At 59.9% G+C, this 21,892-nt stretch carries 18 protein-coding genes and 1 pseudogene; 9 read left to right on the top strand and 10 right to left on the bottom strand.

Going from position 1 to position 21,892, the window contains the following annotated elements:
• The first annotated feature begins 7 nt into the window (after window positions 1-7).
• Window positions 8-547, top strand: coding sequence for a cysteine hydrolase family protein (locus G7016_RS04260; protein ID WP_181111591.1), 540 nt, complete (start codon window positions 8-10; stop codon window positions 545-547).
• Here G7016_RS04260 and G7016_RS04255 read toward each other — a convergent pair.
• Entirely contained in the window at window positions 544-822 is a 279-nt protein-coding gene (locus G7016_RS04255; RefSeq protein ID WP_181111590.1) for a lipopolysaccharide assembly protein LapA domain-containing protein, read from the bottom strand. The two genes, G7016_RS04260 and G7016_RS04255, sit on opposite strands and share 4 nt — an antisense overlap.
• A gap of 17 nt (window positions 823-839) precedes the next feature.
• Window positions 840-1,139, bottom strand: a complete 300-nt coding sequence (ihfB, locus tag G7016_RS04250) for an integration host factor subunit beta (RefSeq protein WP_181111589.1) — start codon at window positions 1,137-1,139, stop codon at window positions 840-842.
• A gap of 299 nt (window positions 1,140-1,438) precedes the next feature.
• Between ihfB and G7016_RS04245 the strand changes: the two genes are divergently transcribed.
• The 4 genes from G7016_RS04245 to G7016_RS04230 all read left to right on the top strand — a co-directional run bounded on the left by G7016_RS04245 (window position 1,439) and on the right by G7016_RS04230 (window position 7,238).
• On the top strand, window positions 1,439-2,782 hold the full coding sequence (locus tag G7016_RS04245) for an MFS transporter (RefSeq protein WP_181111588.1): 1,344 nt from the start codon (window positions 1,439-1,441) through the stop codon (window positions 2,780-2,782).
• Between the two features lie 622 nt (window positions 2,783-3,404).
• Window positions 3,405-5,237 carry an LTA synthase family protein gene (locus tag G7016_RS04240; protein ID WP_181111587.1) on the top strand — a complete coding sequence of 611 codons (1,833 nt, stop codon included), beginning with the start codon at window positions 3,405-3,407 and terminating at the stop codon, window positions 5,235-5,237.
• 187 nt (window positions 5,238-5,424) lie between these two features.
• A complete protein-coding gene (locus tag G7016_RS04235) occupies window positions 5,425-5,685 on the top strand; it encodes a hypothetical protein (RefSeq protein ID WP_258195056.1) in 261 nt (86 codons plus the stop codon).
• 215 nt (window positions 5,686-5,900) lie between these two features.
• The gene (locus G7016_RS04230; RefSeq protein WP_181111586.1) at window positions 5,901-7,238 is read left to right on the top strand and encodes a hypothetical protein; all 1,338 of its coding nucleotides are present in this window, start codon (window positions 5,901-5,903) and stop codon (window positions 7,236-7,238) included.
• Window positions 7,239-7,286: 48 nt separating this feature from the next.
• Here the strand turns inward: G7016_RS04230 and rpsA are convergent, their stop codons facing one another.
• From rpsA to mtnA, 7 genes and pseudogenes are all read right to left on the bottom strand, one after another.
• Window positions 7,287-8,969 carry a 30S ribosomal protein S1 gene (rpsA, locus tag G7016_RS04225; RefSeq protein WP_181111585.1) on the bottom strand — a complete coding sequence of 561 codons (1,683 nt, stop codon included), beginning with the start codon at window positions 8,967-8,969 and terminating at the stop codon, window positions 7,287-7,289.
• A gap of 135 nt (window positions 8,970-9,104) precedes the next feature.
• Window positions 9,105-9,791, bottom strand: coding sequence for a (d)CMP kinase (gene cmk / locus G7016_RS04220; RefSeq protein WP_181111584.1), 687 nt, complete (start codon window positions 9,789-9,791; stop codon window positions 9,105-9,107).
• Window positions 9,792-10,048: 257 nt separating this feature from the next.
• A pseudogene (locus tag G7016_RS04215) lies at window positions 10,049-10,954 on the bottom strand (prephenate dehydrogenase/arogenate dehydrogenase family protein); the annotation flags it as partial.
• Window positions 10,955-11,044: 90 nt separating this feature from the next.
• Window positions 11,045-12,139 (bottom strand): prephenate dehydratase, encoded by a 1,095-nt coding sequence (gene pheA / locus G7016_RS04210; protein ID WP_181111582.1) that lies wholly within the window; start codon window positions 12,137-12,139, stop codon window positions 11,045-11,047.
• Entirely contained in the window at window positions 12,139-13,221 is a 1,083-nt protein-coding gene (gene serC / locus G7016_RS04205; protein ID WP_181111581.1) for a 3-phosphoserine/phosphohydroxythreonine transaminase, read from the bottom strand. The genes pheA and serC overlap by 1 nt, the downstream gene beginning before the upstream one ends.
• Before the next feature lie 120 nt (window positions 13,222-13,341).
• Entirely contained in the window at window positions 13,342-16,017 is a 2,676-nt protein-coding gene (gene gyrA / locus G7016_RS04200; RefSeq protein WP_181111580.1) for a DNA gyrase subunit A, read from the bottom strand.
• Between the two features lie 302 nt (window positions 16,018-16,319).
• Complete coding sequence (gene mtnA / locus G7016_RS04195) at window positions 16,320-17,396, bottom strand: S-methyl-5-thioribose-1-phosphate isomerase (RefSeq protein WP_181111579.1); 1,077 nt, start codon at window positions 17,394-17,396, stop codon at window positions 16,320-16,322.
• Between the two features lie 103 nt (window positions 17,397-17,499).
• Here mtnA and G7016_RS04190 point away from each other — a divergent pair, with 103 nt between their 5' ends.
• The 4 genes from G7016_RS04190 to G7016_RS04175 are packed head-to-tail and all read left to right on the top strand — an operon-like array spanning window position 17,500 to window position 21,023.
• Window positions 17,500-18,831, top strand: a complete 1,332-nt coding sequence (locus G7016_RS04190) for a TRZ/ATZ family hydrolase (RefSeq protein WP_181111578.1) — start codon at window positions 17,500-17,502, stop codon at window positions 18,829-18,831.
• 47 nt (window positions 18,832-18,878) lie between these two features.
• The gene (ubiG, locus tag G7016_RS04185; RefSeq protein WP_181111577.1) at window positions 18,879-19,577 is read left to right on the top strand and encodes a bifunctional 2-polyprenyl-6-hydroxyphenol methylase/3-demethylubiquinol 3-O-methyltransferase UbiG; all 699 of its coding nucleotides are present in this window, start codon (window positions 18,879-18,881) and stop codon (window positions 19,575-19,577) included.
• A 2-nt stretch (window positions 19,578-19,579) separates the two neighbouring features.
• Window positions 19,580-20,251 carry an N-acetylmuramic acid 6-phosphate phosphatase MupP gene (gene mupP, locus G7016_RS04180; RefSeq protein ID WP_181111576.1) on the top strand — a complete coding sequence of 224 codons (672 nt, stop codon included), beginning with the start codon at window positions 19,580-19,582 and terminating at the stop codon, window positions 20,249-20,251.
• Between the two features lie 31 nt (window positions 20,252-20,282).
• Entirely contained in the window at window positions 20,283-21,023 is a 741-nt protein-coding gene (locus G7016_RS04175; RefSeq protein ID WP_181111575.1) for a YciK family oxidoreductase, read from the top strand.
• A gap of 72 nt (window positions 21,024-21,095) precedes the next feature.
• On the opposite strand, the gene G7016_RS04170 is transcribed toward G7016_RS04175, so the two are convergent.
• Entirely contained in the window at window positions 21,096-21,887 is a 792-nt protein-coding gene (locus G7016_RS04170; RefSeq protein WP_181111574.1) for a TenA family transcriptional regulator, read from the bottom strand.
• Window positions 21,888-21,892: the final 5 nt, after the last annotated feature.

Raw genomic sequence — 21,892 nt, 5'->3', positions numbered from 1 at the left:
TAGCGCAATGAGCGCCGCACTGCTGATCATCGACATGCAGCAGGGCATGCAAGCGCCGCACCTCGGCCGCCGCAACAACCCCGACACCGAACACAATATTGCCGCGCTACTCGGCCATTGGCGCGAGAGGGCCTGGCCGGTGGTGCACGTCCGGCATATTTCCCGAACCGCCGGGTCGGTGTTCTACCCTGGGCAGCCGGGTTGCGAATTCCAGCCCGCGCTTGCACCTTTGGCGAGCGAAGCGGTATTCGAAAAGAACGTGCCCTGCGCCTTTACCGCCACCCAGCTGGAGCGCTGGCTGCGTGTTCGCGGTATCGACGATGTGGTGGTGGTTGGGGTTATAACGAATAATTCGGTCGAAGCTACCGCACGGACCGCAGGCAACCTGGGCTTTGCGGTAACCGTGGTCGAGGACGCGACGTACACCTACGATCAGCAGGACCTCAGCGGGCGCTTGTGGCCGGCCGAGGACGTACACGCGCTGTCCTTGAGCAACCTGGCGCTGGACTACGCGGCAATCGCTACCACGGCTGCGCTACTGGCCTAGGCCTGGCTGGCAGGTACACTGTTTACCTTCTGCCGAATGGCTGCCCGGCGCAACCGCCGACGGCCCCGCATTGCGATAAACCATCCAATCAGCGGCCCCACGGCCAACCCGGCCAGCAGCGCAAGCAGCACCACTACCGATAGCGGCCATTCAGGGCTTGTGAACCCAAGGAAGCTCAAGGCCACCTTTTGCGGGTTTTCCAGTACGAACAGCAGGCATACCGCCGCCACGACCAGAACAACAACAACTTGCAGCAGGCGCGTGAAGCTACGCACGGGCTTTCCTCCAGAGGTCAGGCGCTGTCTCGCTCTTCATCTTCATTCACCCGGTCACGCAGCTCTTTGCCAGGCTTGAAGTGCGGAACGAACTTGCCGTCCAGGGTAACCGACTGGCCGGTCTTCGGGTTTCGGCCCACCCGCGGTGAGCGGTAGTGCAGCGAGAAACTGCCGAAGCCACGGATTTCAATCCGGTCTCCTGTGGCCAGGGACTGGGACATCTGCTCGAGCATGGTCTTGATCGCCAGCTCTACGTCTTTCGACGATAACAGGCCCTGATGCGTGACTATGCGTTCGATCAGTTCGGACTTCGTCATGTTTTTCCCTTCTTTATCAAGAAGCTAGGAAACCGCAAGAAAGGTTGTAGCACGGTGAACAGGGTTTGAACAGCCCGCATCTTGACTTTTTGGAAATCCAAGCGAAAGCGCTGCCAGCCCATAAAAACAGGCATCAATTTGTTGACGCCGCCGCCTCGCTTCATAGAGAACATCTTTAGATAGATAGTGTTAATTTCCCACTATGTGGGATTAATAATCATATATTGAGCGAATTTTAAAACTACTTTAGGGTGGGCTCAGCTCCCAAGCATCCATAACAACAACAGCCTGAGGTTCCCATGGCTCAACCGAACCTGGACGCCGGCCTTCACGCCAGCACCATCAAACGCCTCAACCTGAAGCTCATCCCGTTTCTTATGCTGCTGTACATGGTTGCCTACATCGACAAGTCCAATATCTCCGTAGCGGCGTTGCAGATGAACGCCGAACTCGGCCTTACCGCTCGTATGTATGGCATAGGGGTAGGCTTGTTCTTCCTCACGTACATCCTGCTGGAGGTGCCAAGCAGCCTGATCCTGACGCGGGTAGGGGCACGGCGCTGGATCGCCCGCATCATGATTACCTGGGGCATAGTGGCGGCCGGCATGAGCCTGGTGCAAAGCGCCAACCAACTCTATGGTATGCGGCTGCTGCTGGGTGCGGCGGAGGCGGGTTTCACGCCCGGGATCATCTACTACTTGTCGCAATGGTACCCGCGCACCGACCGGGCCAAGGCCATGTCCTTCTTCTACATCGGCGCCGCGCTGGCCTCGGTGATCGGTTTGCCATTGTCCGGCGCCTTCTTGCACCTGGACGGTTACTTCGGCGTGAGCGGCTGGCGCTGGCTGTTCCTTCTCGAAGGCCTGCCGGCGGTGGTGCTGGGCGTGGTTGTGCTGCGTTACTTGCCTGACACACCCCAGCGTACCCACTGGCTGGAACCCGCCCAAGCCACCTGGCTAAGCCGCACCATTGCTGCGGAACAGGCCAGCAGCCCTATTTCACACCACGTGGGCTGGCGCAAAGCCTTTCAAAGCCGGCAAGTATGGCTGCTTAGCCTTTTCTGGCTGTTGCAGGCTTTCGGCACCATCGGGATTACCCTCTTCCTCCCGCTGATCGTCAAATCGGTCTCCGGCCAGGCTTCGTTCACGGTTAGCGCACTGTCGGCGCTGCCGTTCCTTTTCGCCTGCGTATTCATGTATTTCAACGGCACCCACTCAGACCGCAAGGGCGAACGCGCCAGGCACTTGGGCGTGCCATTGATGCTGGCAGGCGTGCTGCTTGCGCTGGCAGTGGTATCGGGCAACCCGTGGCTCGCCTATGGGCTGCTTGTGACGGCGGTTGGCCTGAATTGGGCGGCCACACCGGTGTTCTGGGCCACTACTACCGAGTACTTGTCCGGCGCGGCTGCCGCAGCCTCCATCGCGCTGATCAACTCTATCGCGAATATCGCAGGGCTTGGGCTGCCGCCGGTGATGGGCTGGATCAAAGACAGCACCGGTAGCTATGACTATGCCCTTCTCCTGGTGGCAGGGGCGCTATTGGCGGGGGGTGTGCTGGGGCTGTATCTGGCGCGCATGCCCAAAGTGGCGGCCTTTAGCGAAAGGGTGGACCTGCAGGGTCATGTGGAATCTGTCCAAAAGTAAATTGTCTCCGGGCTGCGCCCTATTCTAAAGTATGATACCGGTCGAAGCCGCACCCTCGGCTAGGGAGACTGCTGAAAACCATTCAGGATTAACATGCTGTGCTCATCACATACCAAGCCTAACCAGAGCTAGGCTGTGCCTTTTACGCAGTTTCGCTTTCATCTAGGGATAGCTGCCAAATCAACAATCTGTTTCGTTTCGGGAGTTCAGCCACGATGACTCTATTGCCGGCTGGGTTTTAAAGTGTTTACTGCCTACGACGAACCCCGATCCGGCTCAAGCTGCGGGAGTTTTCGAAATCACTGGCCGCTCGAAGCTTATGGAATAGTCTTTGCAGCGGACTTCATGGCTTAATTACTTGCTGGCGGGCGGAGGCGGACGGAGAATCGTAGCGGTGAAGCCGCGGCGGAGTGAGCCTCGCTCTAGGATAAATTCCGCATATACAAAATCCGAACTTCCAAATCCACGAGCAATAGTTATAGATACCGCAGAATCATATCACCACCACACCGCTGCGTAACCTATGACATACATAGCCAAATTTAAGCCGCACAACTATACACGTTGAACTGAAGCAAAGCCAACCACCTTCGACAATAGACCGACGAAAGACAAAACAAAAATGCAAGCAAAGAAAACCATAATCTATTTTATTATTACTGGCGCGGCCTGCTTAGCCATAGTTTCAATCGCACAAACGCTCGCAAGCTCACTAGAAACGATGATTCTATTTATTAAACATTCTTCTAAAGAATTTTTATTTTCCTCGATATTAGTGTTTCTGACTTGCATAGTTCTGGACTGTGTGATAGGGCGTAAATACATTTCTATTCCAATGCTATTCCCCTTCATCATATTGATTTCGGCCATTAGCGGACAAAAATCATCTTATCGATCAGAACCGCTTTATCCTTGGGATTTTTTATTTGTCAGGCAAATTTTTGACCTGCTGCCTCTTCTTATGAAAGAAAGGCCCCTAGCAGGTGCCGCAATAATGCTAGTGACAGCAACCCTCACTCTCCTCACGGCAATAGCTATAATAGCCATTTACAAACGTCAAAAGACAACTGTACGACCTAGGATAATCTTCGGCAGCTTAGCATTTATACCACTTGCCTTTACCATTTACGGGATCAGCCCGGCAGGAAGCATCACACTTTATAGGCTTTCTGGAATAATGAACATGGCATGGGAGCAGTCTTTAAATTACTCTAAGAATGGATTTCTGCTAGCATTCGCTTACAGCCTAAACTCCGCCATTATCGAAAAGCCCAATTTAGCTATCGAGAATGCAATGCAAGGACTACCTGAGACTGCACCCAAAGCCGCCTCGCTTCTAAATAGACCTAACATCGTGATCATAATGAGCGAGTCATTTTGGGACGCAACAAAACTACCTTTAGCGGAGTTCGTAAAAGATCCAATTCCAACACTACGAGCAAACCAAACAGGTGAGATTTTTTCACCTACATATGGTGGCGGCACTGCAAATGTTGAGTTTGAAGCGTTGACGGGACTTTCAAATGCCTTTCTGCCGACAGGAAGCTTACCCTACCAACAGTACATTAAAAGACCGATTCCCTCTGTAGTTAGGACCCTCAGCAATTTGGGATATAGATCTGTGGCGCTACATCCATATCACAAATGGTTTTGGAATAGGGAAAAAGTATATTCACTCCTTGGGTTTGACGAATTTTTAAGCATTGACCAATTAAATAAAAACAATACTAAAGGCTTATTTTATTCAGATAAAGCTCTGAGCCAAGACATCCTTAAAGTTTTACGCGACGCGGATAAACCGACATTTTTGTTTGTAGTTACCATGCAAAATCACGGCCCTTACGAAAAATCAAGATATCTAAAAAATCACATCACAATAAAGCCAAAAGCAGATACAGACGCAATTACCGTAAGCGCGCTAGAAACTTACTCTGAAGGAACACGCGACGCCGATATCGGATTTAGAGAACTTATAAAAGAGCTATCCAGAGAGACCAAACCGACATTGGTTATTTTTTTTGGAGACCATCTTCCAATGCTAGGCCTTGATTTCGAAACCTATAGAACCTTGGGCCTGATAAGCTCAAAGACTCCCGAACTATCAACAAGTGAACGCATAAAGCTTCACTCCACGCCATTAATTATATGGTCAAATTATGACAAGGAGAAAAAATATTTAGGGATCATCAGTCCAAACTTCATACCTCACATTATCGATGAGGCCGTGGAAGCAAATACACCGTTTTATGGCGGCTTTTTAGATAACGCACTTTCTTATTTCAAAATAATTGATAAAAACATCATATCGTCTGCGGACCTCCATGCAGATGAACGTTCCGCCCGACAAGAGAAAAACATTCTAGAGCAATACAAATCAATCCAGTATGACATTCTTTTTGGCGATCAAAGGTCAGCTCATAAATTTTCCCCTTACTCAGGGAAGGAACTCCAATGACGTGCCTTTGCTTATCGGTGCTGCGGTCAGTATATAGGGAAGGCCAGCTGAGTAGCGTATCTTCCGCCGCTATCATTTTTACCGGCGTCCTTAATACCGGGTGCAGTGTTGATAGCCCTAGCTATGATCTTGGGTAACCCGCGGGCTGCTGGTAACGGCGGTTGGCCTGAATTGGGCGGCCACACCGGTGTTCTGGGCCACTACTACCGAGTACTTGTCCGGCGCGGCTGCCGCAGCCTCCATCGCGCTGATCAACTCCATCGCAAATATCGCAGGGCTTGGGCTGCCGCCGGTGATGGGCTGGATCAAGGACAGCACCGGTAGCTATGACTATGCCCTTCTCCTGGTGGCTGGGGCGTTGCTGGCGGGGGGTGTGCTGGGGCTGTATCTGGCGCGGGCGCCCAAGCCAGCGGCGATTGGCGAGGGGGTTGGTGCGAAGGCGGGCTGAATAAGGTGGTGCAGTCCATTCCCGGGCTTTGCCGGAAGGCCGGCCCCCCGGTCCCACATACGAATGCCAGCAACATGAGGTAAGGAAAAAGCGGCTGAAAAACCATTCAAGATTATTTTACGCTGCGGCCTGATTTACGCCTTTACGAGTCTTTCGACCAGGGATGACAGACTCTTTGCATGGATATGTCCCGCTTGAACAAGTGACTACCGCACATGGCGATCAGGCTAGAGCTACACACCGAGGATCCGGAAGAGATCGCGTTTATCCAGCGTTACTGGGCCACGGATGAAGACGGGGCTTTTATCGAGAAGGTGAACGAGCTCGTTCCCTTCAGGGAAATTACACAAGGTGGCGCCATTGCCGCTTTCGTGCGGCAGCGGTGCACGGCGTACGACCAAAACCAGCCCTGCAAAACCTGCGGGGAGCCCATCGAAATATCCAGCCGTTCGGAATTCAGGAAGCAGCCGCCGGTGCGCGCATTCGCCATGTGCAAGGCCTGCCAGCAGGCGGCGCTAGCGCTCAGGCAAAAGCAGGAGATCGCAGCAGCAGCCGAGCTGGCCGCTCGTTTGGCCGAATATGCCGAAGCGCTCAGCGATCAAACCTGTGACTACCGTGCACTTGGAGATGATCTCGCGCTTGTGGTATTGGCGCTCGAGGCCGCTATCACCCCTCGGCTAACAACCGGTACGTTCTCGGTGAAAGATTGCGAGGCGCTGTGCGCCGGTGATGCCGGGCCATACGTACAGCGCTTGCTGGAGGCGGGTGTGCTGATGGAACGCCCGCTGGAGGCGGAAGCCGGCACCTATTACCTCAAGGACGACAGCTTATGGATTCGGCGAGCCCAGGCGGTTTATGCCTTGGCACCGGACCCGAACCTGGGATCGGCAAATTCCGTACTGGAGGTAGTTTCCAACCGGGAACTCACCGACGGCCACGCCCTCGCTCAGCTGTGGCTCGACTATGCCCTTCAGGACGTGATGCATTACTTCATGAGCGAATGCCACACCTACAACCATGAGCTCTCGGCCGAGGAGCTACTGGATATCCAGAGTAGCTTTCGCAGCGCATTGGGCACCTACAGCGTTGCGCAGCTGTGGTCCGTGGCCTGGCGGGTAGTGCGCGATGCTGCCAGCCTGGCAAACCGCACGTACTACAACCGGGAAAAGGCGGCGGCCACACTGCCAGGCAAGGTTCGCCGCCACATGGAAAAGGTAGACCGCGAAGCCGCGCCCCTGCGCGCCTGGGCACGCCGTGAGGAACATCCGGCGGGTACGCTGGGCATGGTGTTCTGGGAGTTGTTCGAGATTGACGAAAACACTACCGGTGCCGACGCACTGCTGATGTTTTCGAGAATAGGGTTGCAGGCAGAGGTGCCTGCTTGCGAAGCGGCCTTGCTGGCCCCTGCTACCGAGCTGATGCGAGCGGCGGTTGCGGAAAACAGGGTGCCGGAGATACTGCTGGAGTTTGCGGCACTGATCGGGGGCGGGGTAAGTGTGCCGGAGGCCATACGCTCGATCAGGGAAAACCACCCGGCGCTTGGCGGCAAATAAAAAAAGGGGTGACCGAAGTCACCCCTTTTTTTCAATGGTAGACAGAACTCAGTTCTGCTTTTCCATTTGAGCGCGGAGCAGATCACCCAGGGTGGTCGGACCGGCGCTTTCCGAAGCTGGCTTGTCGCGCAGGCTTTGGATAGCTTCTTTCTCGTCTTCAACGTCTTTCGATTTGACCGACAGTTGGATAACACGAGATTTGCGGTCGACGCTGATGATCTTGGCTTCGACTTCTTCGCCTTCTTTCAGAACGTTGCGCGCGTCTTCAACGCGGTCACGGCTGATTTCGGAGGCTTTCAGGGTAGCTTCGATGTCATCGGCCAGGGTGATTACAGCGCCCTTGGCGTCAACTTCTTTAACGATACCGCGGACGATGGCGCCCTTGTCGTTAACTGCTACGAAGTTCGAGAACGGATCGTCTTCCAGCTGCTTGATGCCCAGCGAGATGCGCTCGCGCTCAGGATCAACGGACAGGATAACGGTTTCCAGCTCGTCGCCCTTCTTGAAGCGGCGAACGGCTTCTTCACCGGCTTCGTTCCAGGAGATGTCGGACAGGTGAACCAGACCGTCGATGCCGCCGTCCAGGCCGATGAAGATACCGAAGTCGGTGATCGACTTGATGGTACCGCTGATGCGATCGCCCTTGTTGAACTGGCCGGAGAAGTCTTCCCATGGGTTGGACTTGCACTGCTTGATGCCCAGGGAGATACGACGACGCTCTTCGTCGATGTCCAGAACCATGACTTCCACTTCGTCGCCAACCTGAACGACTTTCGACGGGTGGATGTTCTTGTTGGTCCAGTCCATTTCGGAAACGTGCACCAGGCCTTCCACGCCTTCTTCCAGCTCTGCGAAGCAGCCGTAGTCGGTCAGGTTGGTAACGCGTGCGTTCACGCGGGTGCCTTCCGGGTAGCGAGCCTTGATAGCAACCCATGGGTCTTCGCCCAGTTGCTTCAGGCCCAGCGATACGCGGTTACGCTCGCGATCGTACTTCAGAACCTTGACGTCGATCTCGTCGCCAACATTGACGATTTCGGAAGGATGCTTGATACGCTTCCAGGCCATGTCGGTGATGTGCAGCAGACCGTCCACGCCACCCAGGTCGACGAATGCGCCGTAGTCGGTGAGGTTCTTGACGATACCCTTGACCTGCTGGCCTTCCTGCAGCGATTCCAGCAGCGCTTCGCGCTCGGCGCTGTTCTCGGCTTCCAGGACGCTACGACGGGAAACGACAACGTTGTTGCGCTTCTGGTCCAGCTTGATGACCTTGAACTCGAGCTCTTTGCCTTCGAGGTGAGTGGTGTCGCGCACTGGGCGCACGTCGACCAGGGAACCCGGCAGGAACGCACGGATGCCGTTGACGTCGACAGTGAAACCACCCTTGACCTTGCCGTTGATGACGCCCTTGACCACTTCTTCGGCAGCGAAGGCAGCTTCCAGAACGATCCAGCACTCGGCGCGCTTGGCTTTTTCACGGGACAGCTTGGTTTCGCCAAAGCCATCTTCCACCGCGTCCAGCGCGACGTGAACTTCGTCACCGACCTTGATGGTCAGCTCGCCAGCTTCGTTGAAGAACTGCTCGAGCGGGATGACGCCCTCGGACTTCAGGCCAGCGTGTACAGTCACCCAGTCGCCGTCGATATCGACAACGGTACCGGTGATGATGGCGCCAGGCTGAAGATTGAGGGTTTTCAGGCTTTCTTCAAAAAGTTCTGCAAAGCTTTCGCTCATTTTAATTCCTGTAGATTGAGCCGGAGACCGGCCCACAACCACGATCCAGTTAACGTGGGCTGCGTTCAAGTAAAGGAAAGCCTTCCGGGGTAGCGGCCATCGCCGCTTACGCTGGAACCCCGTGAGCCTTCCGGGTCAGGCGAGATCGCGTTGTGCGACCTCGCTCATGATTCGATCAAGCACCTGTTCGATGGACAACTCGGTGGAATCGAGCTGTATGGCGTCGGCGGCCGGCTTGAGCGGGGCCACTGCGCGTTGGGTGTCGCGCTCGTCGCGCACACGTATCTCATCCAACAGACTCGCCAGACTAACATCATCGCCCCGGGCCTTCAACTGCAAGTAGCGGCGTCGGGCACGCTCTTCCGCGCTGGCGGTGAGGAAGATCTTCAGCGGCGCGTCAGGAAATACCACGGTTCCCATGTCGCGCCCGTCGGCGATCAGGCCTGGCTGGTCGCGGAATGCCTTCTGCCGCTCGAGCAAGGCTTCGCGCACGGCGGGAATGGCGGCAACCTGTGAAGCGCCGGCACCGACCTGCTCGTTGCGAATGGCCTGGGACACATCATCCCCTTCAAGGATGATGCGGTCCAGCCGATGATCCGTCGCCGCGACGAATTGCACATCCAGGTGCCTGGCCAGCAACACCAGGGCCGCTTCGTTGCTCAGGGCCACCCCGTGATTGCCGGCAGCGAAGGCCAGCAAGCGGTAGAGGGCACCGGAATCCAGCAATTTCCAGCCGAGCTTTTCAGCCAATTTGCTGGCAACAGTGCCTTTGCCCGAGCCGCTTGGGCCGTCGATGGTGATGACCGGAGCTTGAAAATTCACAACGTTCCCTCTTTTGACGCCTGCATTCCCGTGCGCCTGGCGCCCGAGGAATACGCAAATGAAATGGTGGCTGCCCGACCGCTACCGCTGCTGCGGCGCATGATACCCGATCCGTGTTGCGAGAAAATTCTGCAGAGGCATTTCAAACCGGTAGGAAGCGGGCGAAAGCTCGCGAATGGGTTGCCCTTTTCGCGAGCTTCGCCCGCTTCCTACAGGGAAAAAATGCGTTATTCGGCACCCTGGTAGGGTTTGGCCTTGGCGCGTTTGGCGAGGATTTCGCCGAAGTGTTCACGTGCCGCGCGCGCCTGGGTGAACGTGCGCAGCAGCTCTTCGCTGTCGCGCCGGTCCACGGCTTCGCGCAGGGCGTCCAGGTCTGCCCGGTAGATGTCCAGCTGGCGCAACACGGCGTCACGGTTGGCGAGGAAGATGTCGTGCCACATCACCGGATCGCTGCCCGCAATACGGGTGAAGTCACGGAAGCCGCCAGCGGCGTAGCGGAAGATCTCCAGGCTTTCGTCGCGACGGGCTAGCGAGTCCACCAGGTTGAACGCCAGCAGGTGCGGCAGGTGGCTGGTGGCGGCCAGTACCTCATCGTGGCGGTCCACGGCCATGTGCTCCACATCAGCCCCCAGCGCCCGCCATAACGCGTCCACCACGGCCAGCGCGGCGGGCTCGGTTTCGGCCAGAGGCGTGAGAATGACCTTGTGACGCTGGAACAACGCACTGTTGGAGGCCTCTACCCCGCTCTGCTCCGACCCCGCGATGGGGTGGCCAGGCACCAGCCGGTGAAGCCGGGCAGGCATTGCCGCCCGGGCTGCCTGCACGATGCTGCCTTTGGCGCTGCCCACATCGGTGATGATCGCATTGCCCAGGTCGAGCTCGGCGAGCATGCCAAGCACACGCTCCACCGCCAGGATCGGCACCGCCAGTTGAATCACATCAGCGCCTGTGCAGGCATCCGCCAGCGCCGCCACGCAGCGGTCGGTTACGCCTAACTCCACGGCGCGCTCGCGCGAGGTGGCATTGAGGTCCACGCCTACCACTTCGGCGCACAGGCCGCTCTCACGCAACCCTTTGGCGAAGGAGCCGCCGATCAGGCCCAGGCCTACCACCACCAGGCGTCCGATGAGCGGCGCAGCGCCGTTGGAGTGTTCATTCAACATGGAGAGGTCCGGGAAGCCTTGGCCGCGGCGGCAAACGCCGCGTACCGGGTTAAACAATGCGGCCTTCGCAAGGCCGCGGGCACGGAGGGTTCAGAGCACAGCCTTGGGATACGAGCCAAGAATTTTCAGCGCTACGGACTCATTGCTGATCTGCTCCAGCACTGCCTTGATCAACGGGTCGCGGTGATGGCCCACGAAGTCGATGAAGAACACGTACGTCCACTTGCCGCTACGTGAGGGCCGGGTTTCGATCCGGGTGAGGTCGATGTTGTTCTCGTGGAACGGCATCAACAGTTCATGCAGCGCACCAGGCTTGTTCTGCATCGACACAATGATGGACGTTTTGTCATCACCGGTGGGTGGCACTTCCTGGCTACCGATGATCAGGAAGCGCGTGGAGTTGTCCGGGCGGTCCTCGATCTTTTCGGCCAGCCGGTCCAGCCCATACAGGCTGGCCGCCATGTCGCCGGCGATGGCGGCGGAGTTCCACTCACCCTTCACCCGCTTGGCGGCCTCGGCGTTGCTCGAAACGGCGATGCGCTCCACGTTGGGGTAGTGCGCGTCCAGCCACTTGCGGCACTGCGCCAGGGACTGGGCGTGGGAGTAGATGCGCGAAATGCTGTCGGTCTTGGTGTTGCTGCCGATCAGCAAATGGTGGTGAATGCGCAGCTCCACTTCACCGCAGATCACCATGTCGTGTTCGAGGAAGCTGTCCAGGGTGTGGTTGACCGCACCCTCGGTGGAGTTTTCCACGGGCACCACGCCGAAGTTCACTGCGCCGGCGACCACTTCGCGGAACACCTCGTCGATGGCCGCCATGGGCTGGCTGATCACCGCGTGGCCGAAGTGTTTCATGGCTGCGGCCTGGGTGAAGGTGCCTTCGGGGCCCAGGTACGCGACTTTCAGCGGCTGCTCAAGCGCCAGGCAGGTGGACATGATTTCGCGGAACAACCGCGCCATCTCTTCGTCACCGAGTGGGCCCTGGTTGCGGTCCATCACCCGCTTGAGCACCTGAGCTTCACGCTCAGGGCGATAGAACACGGGAGCTTCGCCTTCGCCCAGTGCTTCCATCTTCACCCGGGCCACTTCCTGGGCGCAGCGGGCGCGGTCGCTGATCAGTTCGAGAATCTTCTCGTCGAGGCTGTCGATGCGCAGGCGCAGCGCCTTCAGTTCCTGATCAGACATCAGCCATTTTCCTTCTCGAACTCAGCCATGTAGGCCACCAGCGCGTCGACCGCGTCCAGGCCCAGGGCGTTGTAGATGGAAGCGCGCATGCCACCGACCGAGCGGTGGCCCTTGAGGTTAAGCAAGCCACGGGCATCGGCGCCAGCGAGGAAGGCCGCATCCAGGCGCTCGTCCGCCAGGCGGAACGGCACGTTCATCCAGGAGCGCGACGCCAGCGCGATAGGGTTACTGTAGAAGTCGCTGCTATCGATGAAGCTGTAGAGGCGATCCTTCTTGGCGCGGTTGCGCTGTTCCATGGCCGGCACGCCGCCCTGCTCTTTCAGCCACTCGAACACCAGGCCCGAGAGGTACCAGGAATACGTGGCGGGCGTGTTGTACATCGAGCCGTTGTCCGCGGCGACCTTGTAGTTGAGCATGGTCGGGCAGCTGGCGCGGGCGTTGCCGAGCAGGTCTTCGCGAATGATCACCACCACCAGCCCGCTGGGGCCGATGTTCTTCTGCGCGCCAGCGTAGATCATGCCGTAGTCGGCAACGTTGATCGGCCGCGACAGGATGTCCGAGGACATGTCCACTACCAGTGGCGCATCGGTTTTCGGCACCCACTGGAATTGCAGGCCGCCGATGGTTTCGTTGCTGGCATAGTGAACGTAGGCGGCGTTGTCGCTCAGCTGCCACTCGGCCTGGGGTGGCAGGTCGAGGAAATCGAGGCTTTTGGCGCTGGCGGCCACGTTGATGGTGCCGTAGCGGCGCGCTTCGTCGACGGCCTTGCCAGACCAGATTCCGGTATTGATGTAGTCGGCCACGCCGCCTTCGGGCAGCAGGTTCAGCGGGATTTCCGCGAACTGCTGGCTGGCGCCGCCTTGCAGGAAGAGCACTTTGTAGTTGGAAGGGATGGACAGCAGGTCGCGCAGGTCCTGCTCGGCCTTGTGCGCGACGGCTTGATAGTCGTCGCTGCGGTGGCTCATTTCCATTACGGAAAGGCCTTTGCCATGCCAGTCGAGCATCTCCGCCTGGGCGCGCTTCAGAACGGCTTCAGGAAGCGCGGCAGGGCCCGCGCAGAAGTTAAAGGCTCGGTTGCTCACATCCAGTCTCGCTCTACAAAGGGCTGATTGTCTTTGCCGGTTCGGGTACAACAAGCGCCTTGCGCGGCGCTCGGCGTGCTTGTTGTACCGAACCCATCTTCTACGTGTACCTGTTGCCTGTCACTCTTCGTCGAGCGGCTCGTCGCCGGTATCGCCCAGGGTCTCGGCCGGGGTTTCAACGCCGTCTTCAGGCGCCTCGATCAGCTCCTCGACCATGCTCTGGGCCAGCGCATCTTCGCTCTCGAAGATTTCGACTTCTTCCTCGGACGGTTCCTGCACCCGCTCCAGGCCCACGAGTTTCTCGTCGGTGGCCAGCTTGATGAGGGTAACGCCCTGGGTGTTACGGCCCAGGCTGGACACTTCGCCTACACGGGTACGCACCAGGGTGCCCTGGTCGGAGATGAGCATGATTTCCTCACCTTCCAGTACCTGCACGGCACCTACAAGGCGACCGTTGCGATCGTTGCTCACCATGGCGATCACGCCCTGGCCACCACGGTTGTACTGCGGGAACTCGGCGATGGCGGTGCGCTTGCCGTAGCCACGCTCCGACGCGGTGAGGATCTGGCTGCCCTCCTCCGGAATGATCATGGAGATCAGGCGCTGGCCTTCACCCAGGCGCATGCCGCGAACACCGCGGGCGGTACGGCCCATGGGGCGCACGTCGCCTTCGTTGAAGCGGGTGACCTTGCCGGCATCGGAGAACAGCATTACCTCGCGCTCGCCGTCGGTGATGGCCGCGGAGATCAGTACATCGCCTTCGTCCAACTCCAGCGCGATCAGGCCAACGCTGCGCTGACGGCTGAACTGCGGCAGCGGCACCTTCTTCACGGTACCGTTGGCGGTGGCCATGAAGATGAAGTGGCCCTCGGTGTATTCCTCTACCGGCAGCATGGTGGTGATGTATTCACCTTCGCCCAGCGGCAGCAGGTTCACCAGTGGGCGACCGCGCGCGGCGCGGGAGGCTTCGGGGATTTCATAGGTTTTGAGCCAGTACACCTTGCCCTTGCTGGAGAACAGCATGAGCGTGGTGTGGCTGTTCGCGACCAGCAGGTGCGAGATGTAGTCTTCGTCCTTCACGCCGGTGGCGGACTTGCCCTTGCCACCGCGACGCTGGGCCTGATAGGCGGCCAGCGGCTGGGTTTTCGCGTAGCCACCGTGAGAGATGGTGACCACACGGTGTTCTTCCGGGATCATGTCGCCGAGGGTGAGGTCCAGGCGCGCATCGAGGATTTCGGTGCGGCGAACGTCGCCGTATTCGGAACGGATGAGCTCGAGCTCTTCGCGGATCACTTCCATCAGGCGCTCGGCGCTGCTGAGGATGCGGATGAGCTCGCCGATCTGGTTGAGGATTTCCTGGTACTCGGCCAGCAGCTTCTCGTGCTCCAGGCCGGTAAGGCGGTGCAAGCGCAGGTCGAGGATGGCCTGGGCCTGCTCGGGCGACAGGAAATACTTGCCGTCGCGCATGCCGTATTGCGGATCGAGGTTCTCCGGGCGGCAGGCGTCGGCGCCAGCGCGCTCGACCATGGTCATCACCGCCGAGGATTCCCAGCCGGTTGACACCAGGGCTTCCTTGGCTTCGGACGGGGTAGGCGACGCCTTGATCATCGCGATGACCGGGTCGATGTTGCTCAGCGCAACGGCCTGGCCTTCGAGAATGTGGCCACGCTCACGCGCCTTGCGCAGCTCGTACACGGTGCGGCGGGTAACCACTTCGCGGCGGTGACGCACGAAGGCTTCGAGCAGGTCCTTGAGGTTCAGCAGGCGCGGGCGGCCATCGATCAGGGCCACGATGTTGATGCCGAACACCGCTTGCAGCTGGGTTTGCGCGTAGAGGTTGTTGAGGATCACCTCAGGCACTTCGCCGCGGCGCAGCTCGATCACAACGCGCATGCCGTCCTTGTCGGACTCGTCACGCAGCTCGGTGATGCCTTCGAGTTTCTTTTCCTTCACCAGCTCGGCGATCTTCTCGATCAACCGGGCCTTGTTCAACTGGTACGGCAGCTCGGTGACCACGATTTGCTGGCGGCCGCCAACCTTGTCGATGTCTTCTACCGTGGAGCGGGCGCGCATGTAGATGCGGCCACGGCCGGTGCGGTAGGCCTCGATGATGCCCTGGCGGCCATTGATGATGGCGGCCGTGGGGAAATCCGGACCCGGAATGTGCTGCATCAGTTCGTCGATGGTCACATCCGGGTTGTCGATCAGCGCCAGGCAGCCGTCGATCACTTCACCCAGGTTGTGCGGCGGAATGTTGGTGGCCATGCCGACCGCGATACCGCTAGAGCCGTTGACCAGCAGGTTGGGGATGCGCGTGGGCATTACCGCCGGGATCTGCTCGGTGCCGTCGTAGTTGGGCACCCAGTCGACGGTTTCCTTGTGCAGGTCGGCCAGCAGCTCGTGAGCCAGCTTGGTCATGCGTACTTCGGTGTAACGCATGGCCGCCGCGTTGTCGCCGTCCACCGAACCGAAGTTGCCCTGGCCGTCTACCAGCAGGTAGCGCAGCGAGAACGGCTGCGCCATGCGCACGATGGTGTCGTATACGGCGGTGTCGCCGTGGGGGTGGTACTTACCGATCACGTCACCGACCACACGGGCCGACTTCTTGTAGGGCTTGTTCCAGTCGTTGCCGAGTTCGCTCATGGCAAAGAGAACCCGCCGATGCACTGGCTTCAAGCCATCGCGGGCGTCGGGCAATGCACGCCCCACGATTACGCTCATGGCGTAGTCGAGGTACGACTGCCGGAGCTCGTCTTCGATATTGACCGGTAGGATTTCTTTGGCCAGTTCGCCCATGAGAAGCCTGATTCCTTATGTAATGAAACTCAGCCGGGCCCGCTACGGCCCGTGACACACCTGACGACTTGCGTCTCATAAAAACCGGGGCGGCGCTTCATGAAAAGGCCAGCCTCTGAACCGCCGGATGTTACCACAGAGCGCGTGTGAGGCCTATCCTGATGTGGGCTTTGGAGGAGAAGGCAGGCCACATAAAACCGCTCACAGCCCACCGTAGGAAGCGGGCGAAGCTCGCGAATGCATTTTACCTTGTTCGCGAGCTGCGTCGGATGGCCGCCCCCCGCTTCCCACCGCGCCGGAACTTAATGCAAGCGCTTGCGGCACATGAGCTGGTTCATCTTGGCGGTGTCGGGCCGTTCGACGATGCCTTTCTCGGTCACGATCACGTCGATGAGGTCGGCGGGGGTAACGTCGAACACGGGGTTGAAGGCTTCGACATCGGCACCGAAACGGGTGCCGCCCACTTCCAGCAGCTCACTGCCGGCGCGCTCTTCGATCGGGATGTCGTCGCCGCTTTCCAGCGACATGTCGATCGTGGAGCTGGGCGCGACCACCATGAAGCGCACGCCATGGTGCATGGCGTTGACCGCCAGCTGGTAGGTGCCGATCTTGTTGGCCACGTCGCCGTTGGCGGTGATGCGGTCCGCGCCCACGATCACCCAGGTAATGCCCTTGGTTTTCATGATGTGCGCGGCGGCGGAATCCGCGTTCAGCGAAACCGGGATGCCTTCATTGGCCAGCTCCCACGCAGTCAGCCGCGAACCTTGCAACCAGGGCCGGGTTTCATCGGCATACACGCGCTCTACCATCCCTTCGAGCCAGGCGGCACGAATCACCCCAAGCGCGGTACCGAAGCCGCCGGTGGCCAGCGCACCTGTGTTGCAGTGGGTAAGCAAGGCCTGCACGTTGCCCTGATGCTTGCGGATGAGGTCCACCCCCAATTGCGCCATGGTGAGGTTGGCTTCGCGGTCGCTCTCGTGAATGTTCATGGCTTCGGCTTCCAGCGCGGCAACCGGGGCCTCGCCTTCGCGCAGCCGCGCCATGCGTTCGCGCATGCGGTTCAGCGCCCAGAAGAGGTTGACCGCGGTGGGCCGTGAATCGGCCAGCAGCACGATGTCGGCGGCTACGGCGGCTTGCCAGTCGCCACCTGCGGCGGTACGCCGGGCCGCCGACAGCACCACGCCATAGGCCGCAGCGATACCGATCGCTGGCGCGCCTCGCACTACCATGCTGCGAATGGCCTCGGCCACCCCGGCGGCATCGTCGTAGCGCAGCCAGGTTTCGGCAGCAGGCAGCAGGCGCTGGTCCAGAAGAAACAGGGCGCCATCCCGCCAGTCGATCGCCTTTACCTTCTCTGCTGCCAAAAGACGATCGCGCATGCCCCACCCCACTCAAGCGTTCAAAACCGCCGATTATACCGCTCCCCCGGGAAACACGCTCGGGTATACTTCGGCAACTCATTCCTCTTATCGGAAGGCCTCCATGCCCCAAGCCCCCACACTCGACCTTTTGTTGCTGCCCACCTGGCTGGTGCCGGTGGAGCCAGCGGGTGTGGTGTTCAAGGATTACGCGCTGGGCATCCGCGACGGTGTGATCGAGTTCATCGGCCCACGCGCCGACGGCCTGGCCCGTTCCGCACTGGAAGTGCGCGAACTGCCGGATTGTCTGCTGGCCCCCGGCATGGTCAACACCCACGGCCATGCCGCCATGAGCCTGTTCCGCGGGCTGGCCGACGACCTTCCGCTGATGAGCTGGCTGCAAGATCATATCTGGCCGGCCGAAGGCCGCTGGGTAGACGAAGCCTTCATCCGCGACGGGCTGGATTTGGCCATTGCCGAGCAGATCAAGGGCGGCATCACCTGCTTTGCCGACATGTACTTCTTCCCCAAAGTGGCCGCCGACCGGGTACACGAAGCCGGTGTGCGCGCGCAGATCGCCATCCCGGTGCTGGATTTCCCCGTACCAGGGGCACGGGATAGCGACGAAGCCTTGCGCGAAGGTGTCGCCCTGTTCGACGAGCTGCGTGAGCATCCGCGCATCAGCCTGGCGTTCGGCCCGCACGCGCCCTACACCGTGGGTGATGAAAACCTGGAGAAAGTACGGGTGCTGGCCAACCAGCTCGACGCGCCCGTTCATATGCACGTGCACGAAACCGCCCATGAGGTGCAGGAGGCAGTCGAAAAAACCGGTGAGCGGCCGCTCGCCCGCCTGGCGCGCCTTGGCTTGCTGGGCCCGCGCTTCCAGGCGGTGCACATGACCCAGATCGACGAAAGCGACCTGGCGCTGCTGGTAGAAAACAACTGCAGCGTGGTGCATTGCCCCGAGTCCAACCTCAAGCTGGCCAGCGGTTTCTGCCCGGTGGAGCGTTTGTGGCAGGCTGGCGTGAACGTGGCCATGGGCACCGATGGCGCGGCCAGCAACAATGACCTGGACCTACTGGCCGAAACCCGTACCGCGGCGCTGCTGGCCAAGGCAGTCTCTGGTTCGGCCACGGCGGTAGATGCCCATCGCGCCTTGCGCATGGCCACCCTCAACGGCGCACGCGCCCTGGGCCTGGACGCCTGCATCGGCTCGCTGGAAGTGGGCAAGGCCGCAGACGTGGTAGCGTTCGACTTCTCCGGCCTGGCCTTGCAGCCGGTGTATCACCCGGTATCTCAACTTATTTATGCCGCAAGCCGCGAGTGCGTGAAGCACGTGTGGGTCGCGGGCAAACCTTTGCTGGAAAACGGCCAGCTCACAGGCTTTGACGAGGCAGCGCTCATCGCGCGGGCCCGCGCCTGGGGCGAGCGCATTGGCGCCGCCGATGCCCGCTGAACCTACCCGGCCAGCCACCTTCTTTCATATTTATTCAAGGACCGCCCATGAGTAACGTCGACCACGCTGAAATCGCCAAATTCGAAGCTTTGGCTCACCGCTGGTGGGATCGGGAAAGCGAATTCAAGCCGTTGCACGAGATCAACCCGCTGCGGGTGAACTGGATCGACGAACGCGCGCACCTGGCCGGCAAGAAGGTGCTGGACGTGGGCTGCGGCGGCGGCATCCTCAGCGAGGCCATGGCCTTGCGTGGTGCCACCGTGACCGGCATCGACATGGGCGAAGCGCCCCTGGCCGTGGCACGTCTGCACCAGCTCGAATCCGGTGTAGAAGTGGACTACCGGCAGATCACCGCCGAGGCCCTGGCCGAGGAAGCCCCCGGCGCCTACGACGTGGTGACCTGCCTGGAAATGCTCGAGCACGTGCCAGACCCCTCCTCGGTGATCCAGGCCTGCGCGCGCATGGTCAAGCCCGGCGGCCAGGTGTTTTTCTCCACCATCAACCGCAACCCCAAGGCCTACCTGTTCGCCATCGTGGGCGCGGAATACATCATGAAGCTGCTGCCACGCGGTACCCATGATTTCAAGAAATTCATCCGCCCTTCCGAACTGGGCAGCTGGGCCCGCGCCGCCGACCTGCGGGTACGGGACATGGTGGGCCTGACCTACAATCCATTGACCAAGCATTACAAGCTGGCCTCGGATGTGGATGTGAACTACATGATCCAGACCGTACGGGAGGGTTGAACATGCGCCTGGACGCCGTGCTGTTCGACATGGACGGTACCCTGCTGGATACCGCCCCCGATTTCATCGCCGTGTGCCAGGCCATGCTGGCCGAGCGCAACCTGCCGGCGGTCAACGATCAACTGATCCGCGACGTGGTGTCCGGTGGCGCTCGCGCCATGGTCAGCGCCACCTTCGCGCTGTCGCCCGAGGCCCCGGAATTCGAAGCGCTGCGCCTGGAGTTTCTCGACCGCTACCAACAGGCGTGTGCGGTGCATACCCGCCTTTACGATGGCATGGCCGAGTTGCTGGCGGACATCGAAAAGGCCGGGCTGATCTGGGGCGTGGTCACCAACAAGCCGGTGCGGTTCGCCGAGCCGATCATGCAGCAGCTGAACCTGGCCGAGCGGTCCCGCGTGCTCATCTGCCCTGACCACGTGACCCGCAGCAAGCCAGACCCGGAGCCATTGATACTCGCCTGCAAAACCTTGGGCGTGGACCCGTCCCGGGTGCTGTTCGTGGGCGATGACTTGCGTGATATCGAGTCGGGGCGCGACGCGGGCACTAAAACGGCGGCAGTGCGTTACGGCTATATTCATCCCCATGACAATCCCAATCACTGGGGCGCGGATGTGGTCGTGAGCCACCCCCAAGAGCTGCGCGACGTGCTGGACCGTGCGCTCTGCGGCTGCTGACCCTTCCCCGCCCGCGGCAAGGAGACGCGCAATGTTCGATTATAAGGCACCCCCGAACCTTCTGGCCGACAGGGTAATACTGGTCACCGGCGCTGGCCGCGGCATCGGTGCGGCGGCCGCACAGGCGTATGCCCGGCATGGCGCGCAGGTCATCCTGTTAGGCAAAACCCGCTCCCACCTGGAAAACGTGGCGCTGCGCATTCGCCATGCCGACCATGGCACGCCGATGGTGTATACGCTGGACCTCGAAACCGCGAGAACGGCGGATTACGAACAGCTGGAAGTGGCGATCGAAAAGCAGTTCGACCGCCTGGATGGTTTGCTCCACAACGCCTCGATCCTCGGGCCGCGCGCCAGCCTGGACGAAATACCCGACGCCGATTTCATCCAGGTGATGCAGGTGAACGTCAACGCGACCTTCATGCTTACCCGGGCCATGCTGCCGCTGCTGCACCGCTCCAAGGACGCCTCGGTGATATTCACCTCCAGCAGCGTAGGCCGTAAAGGCCGTGCGCAATGGGGGGCGTATGCGGTATCCAAGTTCGCCACGGAAGGCCTGATGCAAACCCTGGCGGACGAATCCGATGGCAGCTCGCTGATCCGCGCCAACAGCCTGAACCCGGGAGGCACCCGCACCGACATGCGCGCCCAGGCCTACCCCGCCGAAGACCCGAGCCGCAACCCTACGCCGGAAGAGATCATGCCGGCGTACCTGTACCTGATGGGGCCCGACAGCGCCGGCGTGAATGGCCAGGCGCTGGATGCGAGGTAACGGCGCCCTCATTCGCGAGCTTCGCCCGCTTCCTACCGATTGTGTTGGAAGCGGGCGAAGCTCGCGAATCGGTTACACCACCGCTTCGCGCTCGCGGTGCACGGCCTTGTGCTCCAGCTCCATGCAGCGTTCCAAGAACAGGAACATGTAGTCGTAGCTCTTGCAGATGGCCTTGCGCAGGTCGTTCTGCAGGGCCTGCGAAGGGTCGTTGCCGGCCAGGGTGCAGATGATCTCCAGCGCTTCCCATGGGTGGGCGTCGTCGTACTGGGCGTGCATCTTGAGCCACTTCATGGCGCGCTTGCGCGTTTCTTCCGGGAACGCATTGGCGTACACGTCGCTGGAACACACCACCGCGGACCATTCACCGGTCGCACCTTCGATGGCGTAGTTGGTGGCTGCCATGGCAATCGCCAGCGGGTCGGTGGCGCAGGTTTGCCAGCACCAGTGGCTCAGGGACTGCAGCTCTGGCGGCACTTTTTGCGCCTGCAGGTCTTCCAGGGTCACGCCGTGGGCCGCGCACCAGTTCACCCAGTAGTCGGCGTGGTTGAGCTCCACGCGAATGTTGCGCATCAGCCAGCGGCGGGCCATGTCCTCGCCCGGGTTGCGGCCGAAGCGGGTTTTGGTGAGGTTCTGGGCCATGTACAGGGAGAACTGCTCGACCACCGGCCAGCCGCCGATCAGGTACTGCCGCATGGTCGCGGCGCTGAGTTTGTTATCACGCATCCGCTGATAAAGCTCATGCTGCACCACGCGCCGTTTGGCAATGCTGCAATCGCGCAGCAATTGCTGGGCCCATGCCGGGTAGCTGCTGGCCTCCATCAGTGGCCCGGTGCGGGTGAAGCCTGAGTCTGCTACATCATTCATCGACA

Source organism: Pseudomonas japonica (assembly GCF_013522925.1).
In the GTDB taxonomy this organism is placed as follows: domain Bacteria; phylum Pseudomonadota; class Gammaproteobacteria; order Pseudomonadales; family Pseudomonadaceae; genus Aquipseudomonas; species Aquipseudomonas japonica_A.
This window is presented reverse-complemented; position numbering and strand designations above follow the sequence as displayed.

What these genes read in the sequence shown, in the direction of transcription:
- G7016_RS04260 (WP_181111591.1), top strand. Translation starts at nt 8, where the DNA reads ATGAGCGCCGCACTGCTGATCATCGACATGCAGCAGGGCATGCAAGCG.
- ihfB (WP_181111589.1), bottom strand. Translation starts at nt 1,139, where the DNA reads ATGACGAAGTCCGAACTGATCGAACGCATAGTCACGCATCAGGGCCTG.
- G7016_RS04245 (WP_181111588.1), top strand. Translation starts at nt 1,439, where the DNA reads ATGGCTCAACCGAACCTGGACGCCGGCCTTCACGCCAGCACCATCAAA.
- G7016_RS04240 (WP_181111587.1), top strand. Translation starts at nt 3,405, where the DNA reads ATGCAAGCAAAGAAAACCATAATCTATTTTATTATTACTGGCGCGGCC.
- G7016_RS04230 (WP_181111586.1), top strand. Translation starts at nt 5,901, where the DNA reads ATGGCGATCAGGCTAGAGCTACACACCGAGGATCCGGAAGAGATCGCG.
- rpsA (WP_181111585.1), bottom strand. Translation starts at nt 8,969, where the DNA reads ATGAGCGAAAGCTTTGCAGAACTTTTTGAAGAAAGCCTGAAAACCCTC.
- pheA (WP_181111582.1), bottom strand. Translation starts at nt 12,139, where the DNA reads ATGTCTGATCAGGAACTGAAGGCGCTGCGCCTGCGCATCGACAGCCTC.
- gyrA (WP_181111580.1), bottom strand. Translation starts at nt 16,017, where the DNA reads ATGGGCGAACTGGCCAAAGAAATCCTACCGGTCAATATCGAAGACGAG.
- mtnA (WP_181111579.1), bottom strand. Translation starts at nt 17,396, where the DNA reads ATGCGCGATCGTCTTTTGGCAGCAGAGAAGGTAAAGGCGATCGACTGG.
- G7016_RS04190 (WP_181111578.1), top strand. Translation starts at nt 17,500, where the DNA reads ATGCCCCAAGCCCCCACACTCGACCTTTTGTTGCTGCCCACCTGGCTG.
- ubiG (WP_181111577.1), top strand. Translation starts at nt 18,879, where the DNA reads ATGAGTAACGTCGACCACGCTGAAATCGCCAAATTCGAAGCTTTGGCT.
- mupP (WP_181111576.1), top strand. Translation starts at nt 19,580, where the DNA reads ATGCGCCTGGACGCCGTGCTGTTCGACATGGACGGTACCCTGCTGGAT.
- G7016_RS04175 (WP_181111575.1), top strand. Translation starts at nt 20,283, where the DNA reads ATGTTCGATTATAAGGCACCCCCGAACCTTCTGGCCGACAGGGTAATA.
- G7016_RS04170 (WP_181111574.1), bottom strand. Translation starts at nt 21,887, where the DNA reads ATGAATGATGTAGCAGACTCAGGCTTCACCCGCACCGGGCCACTGATG.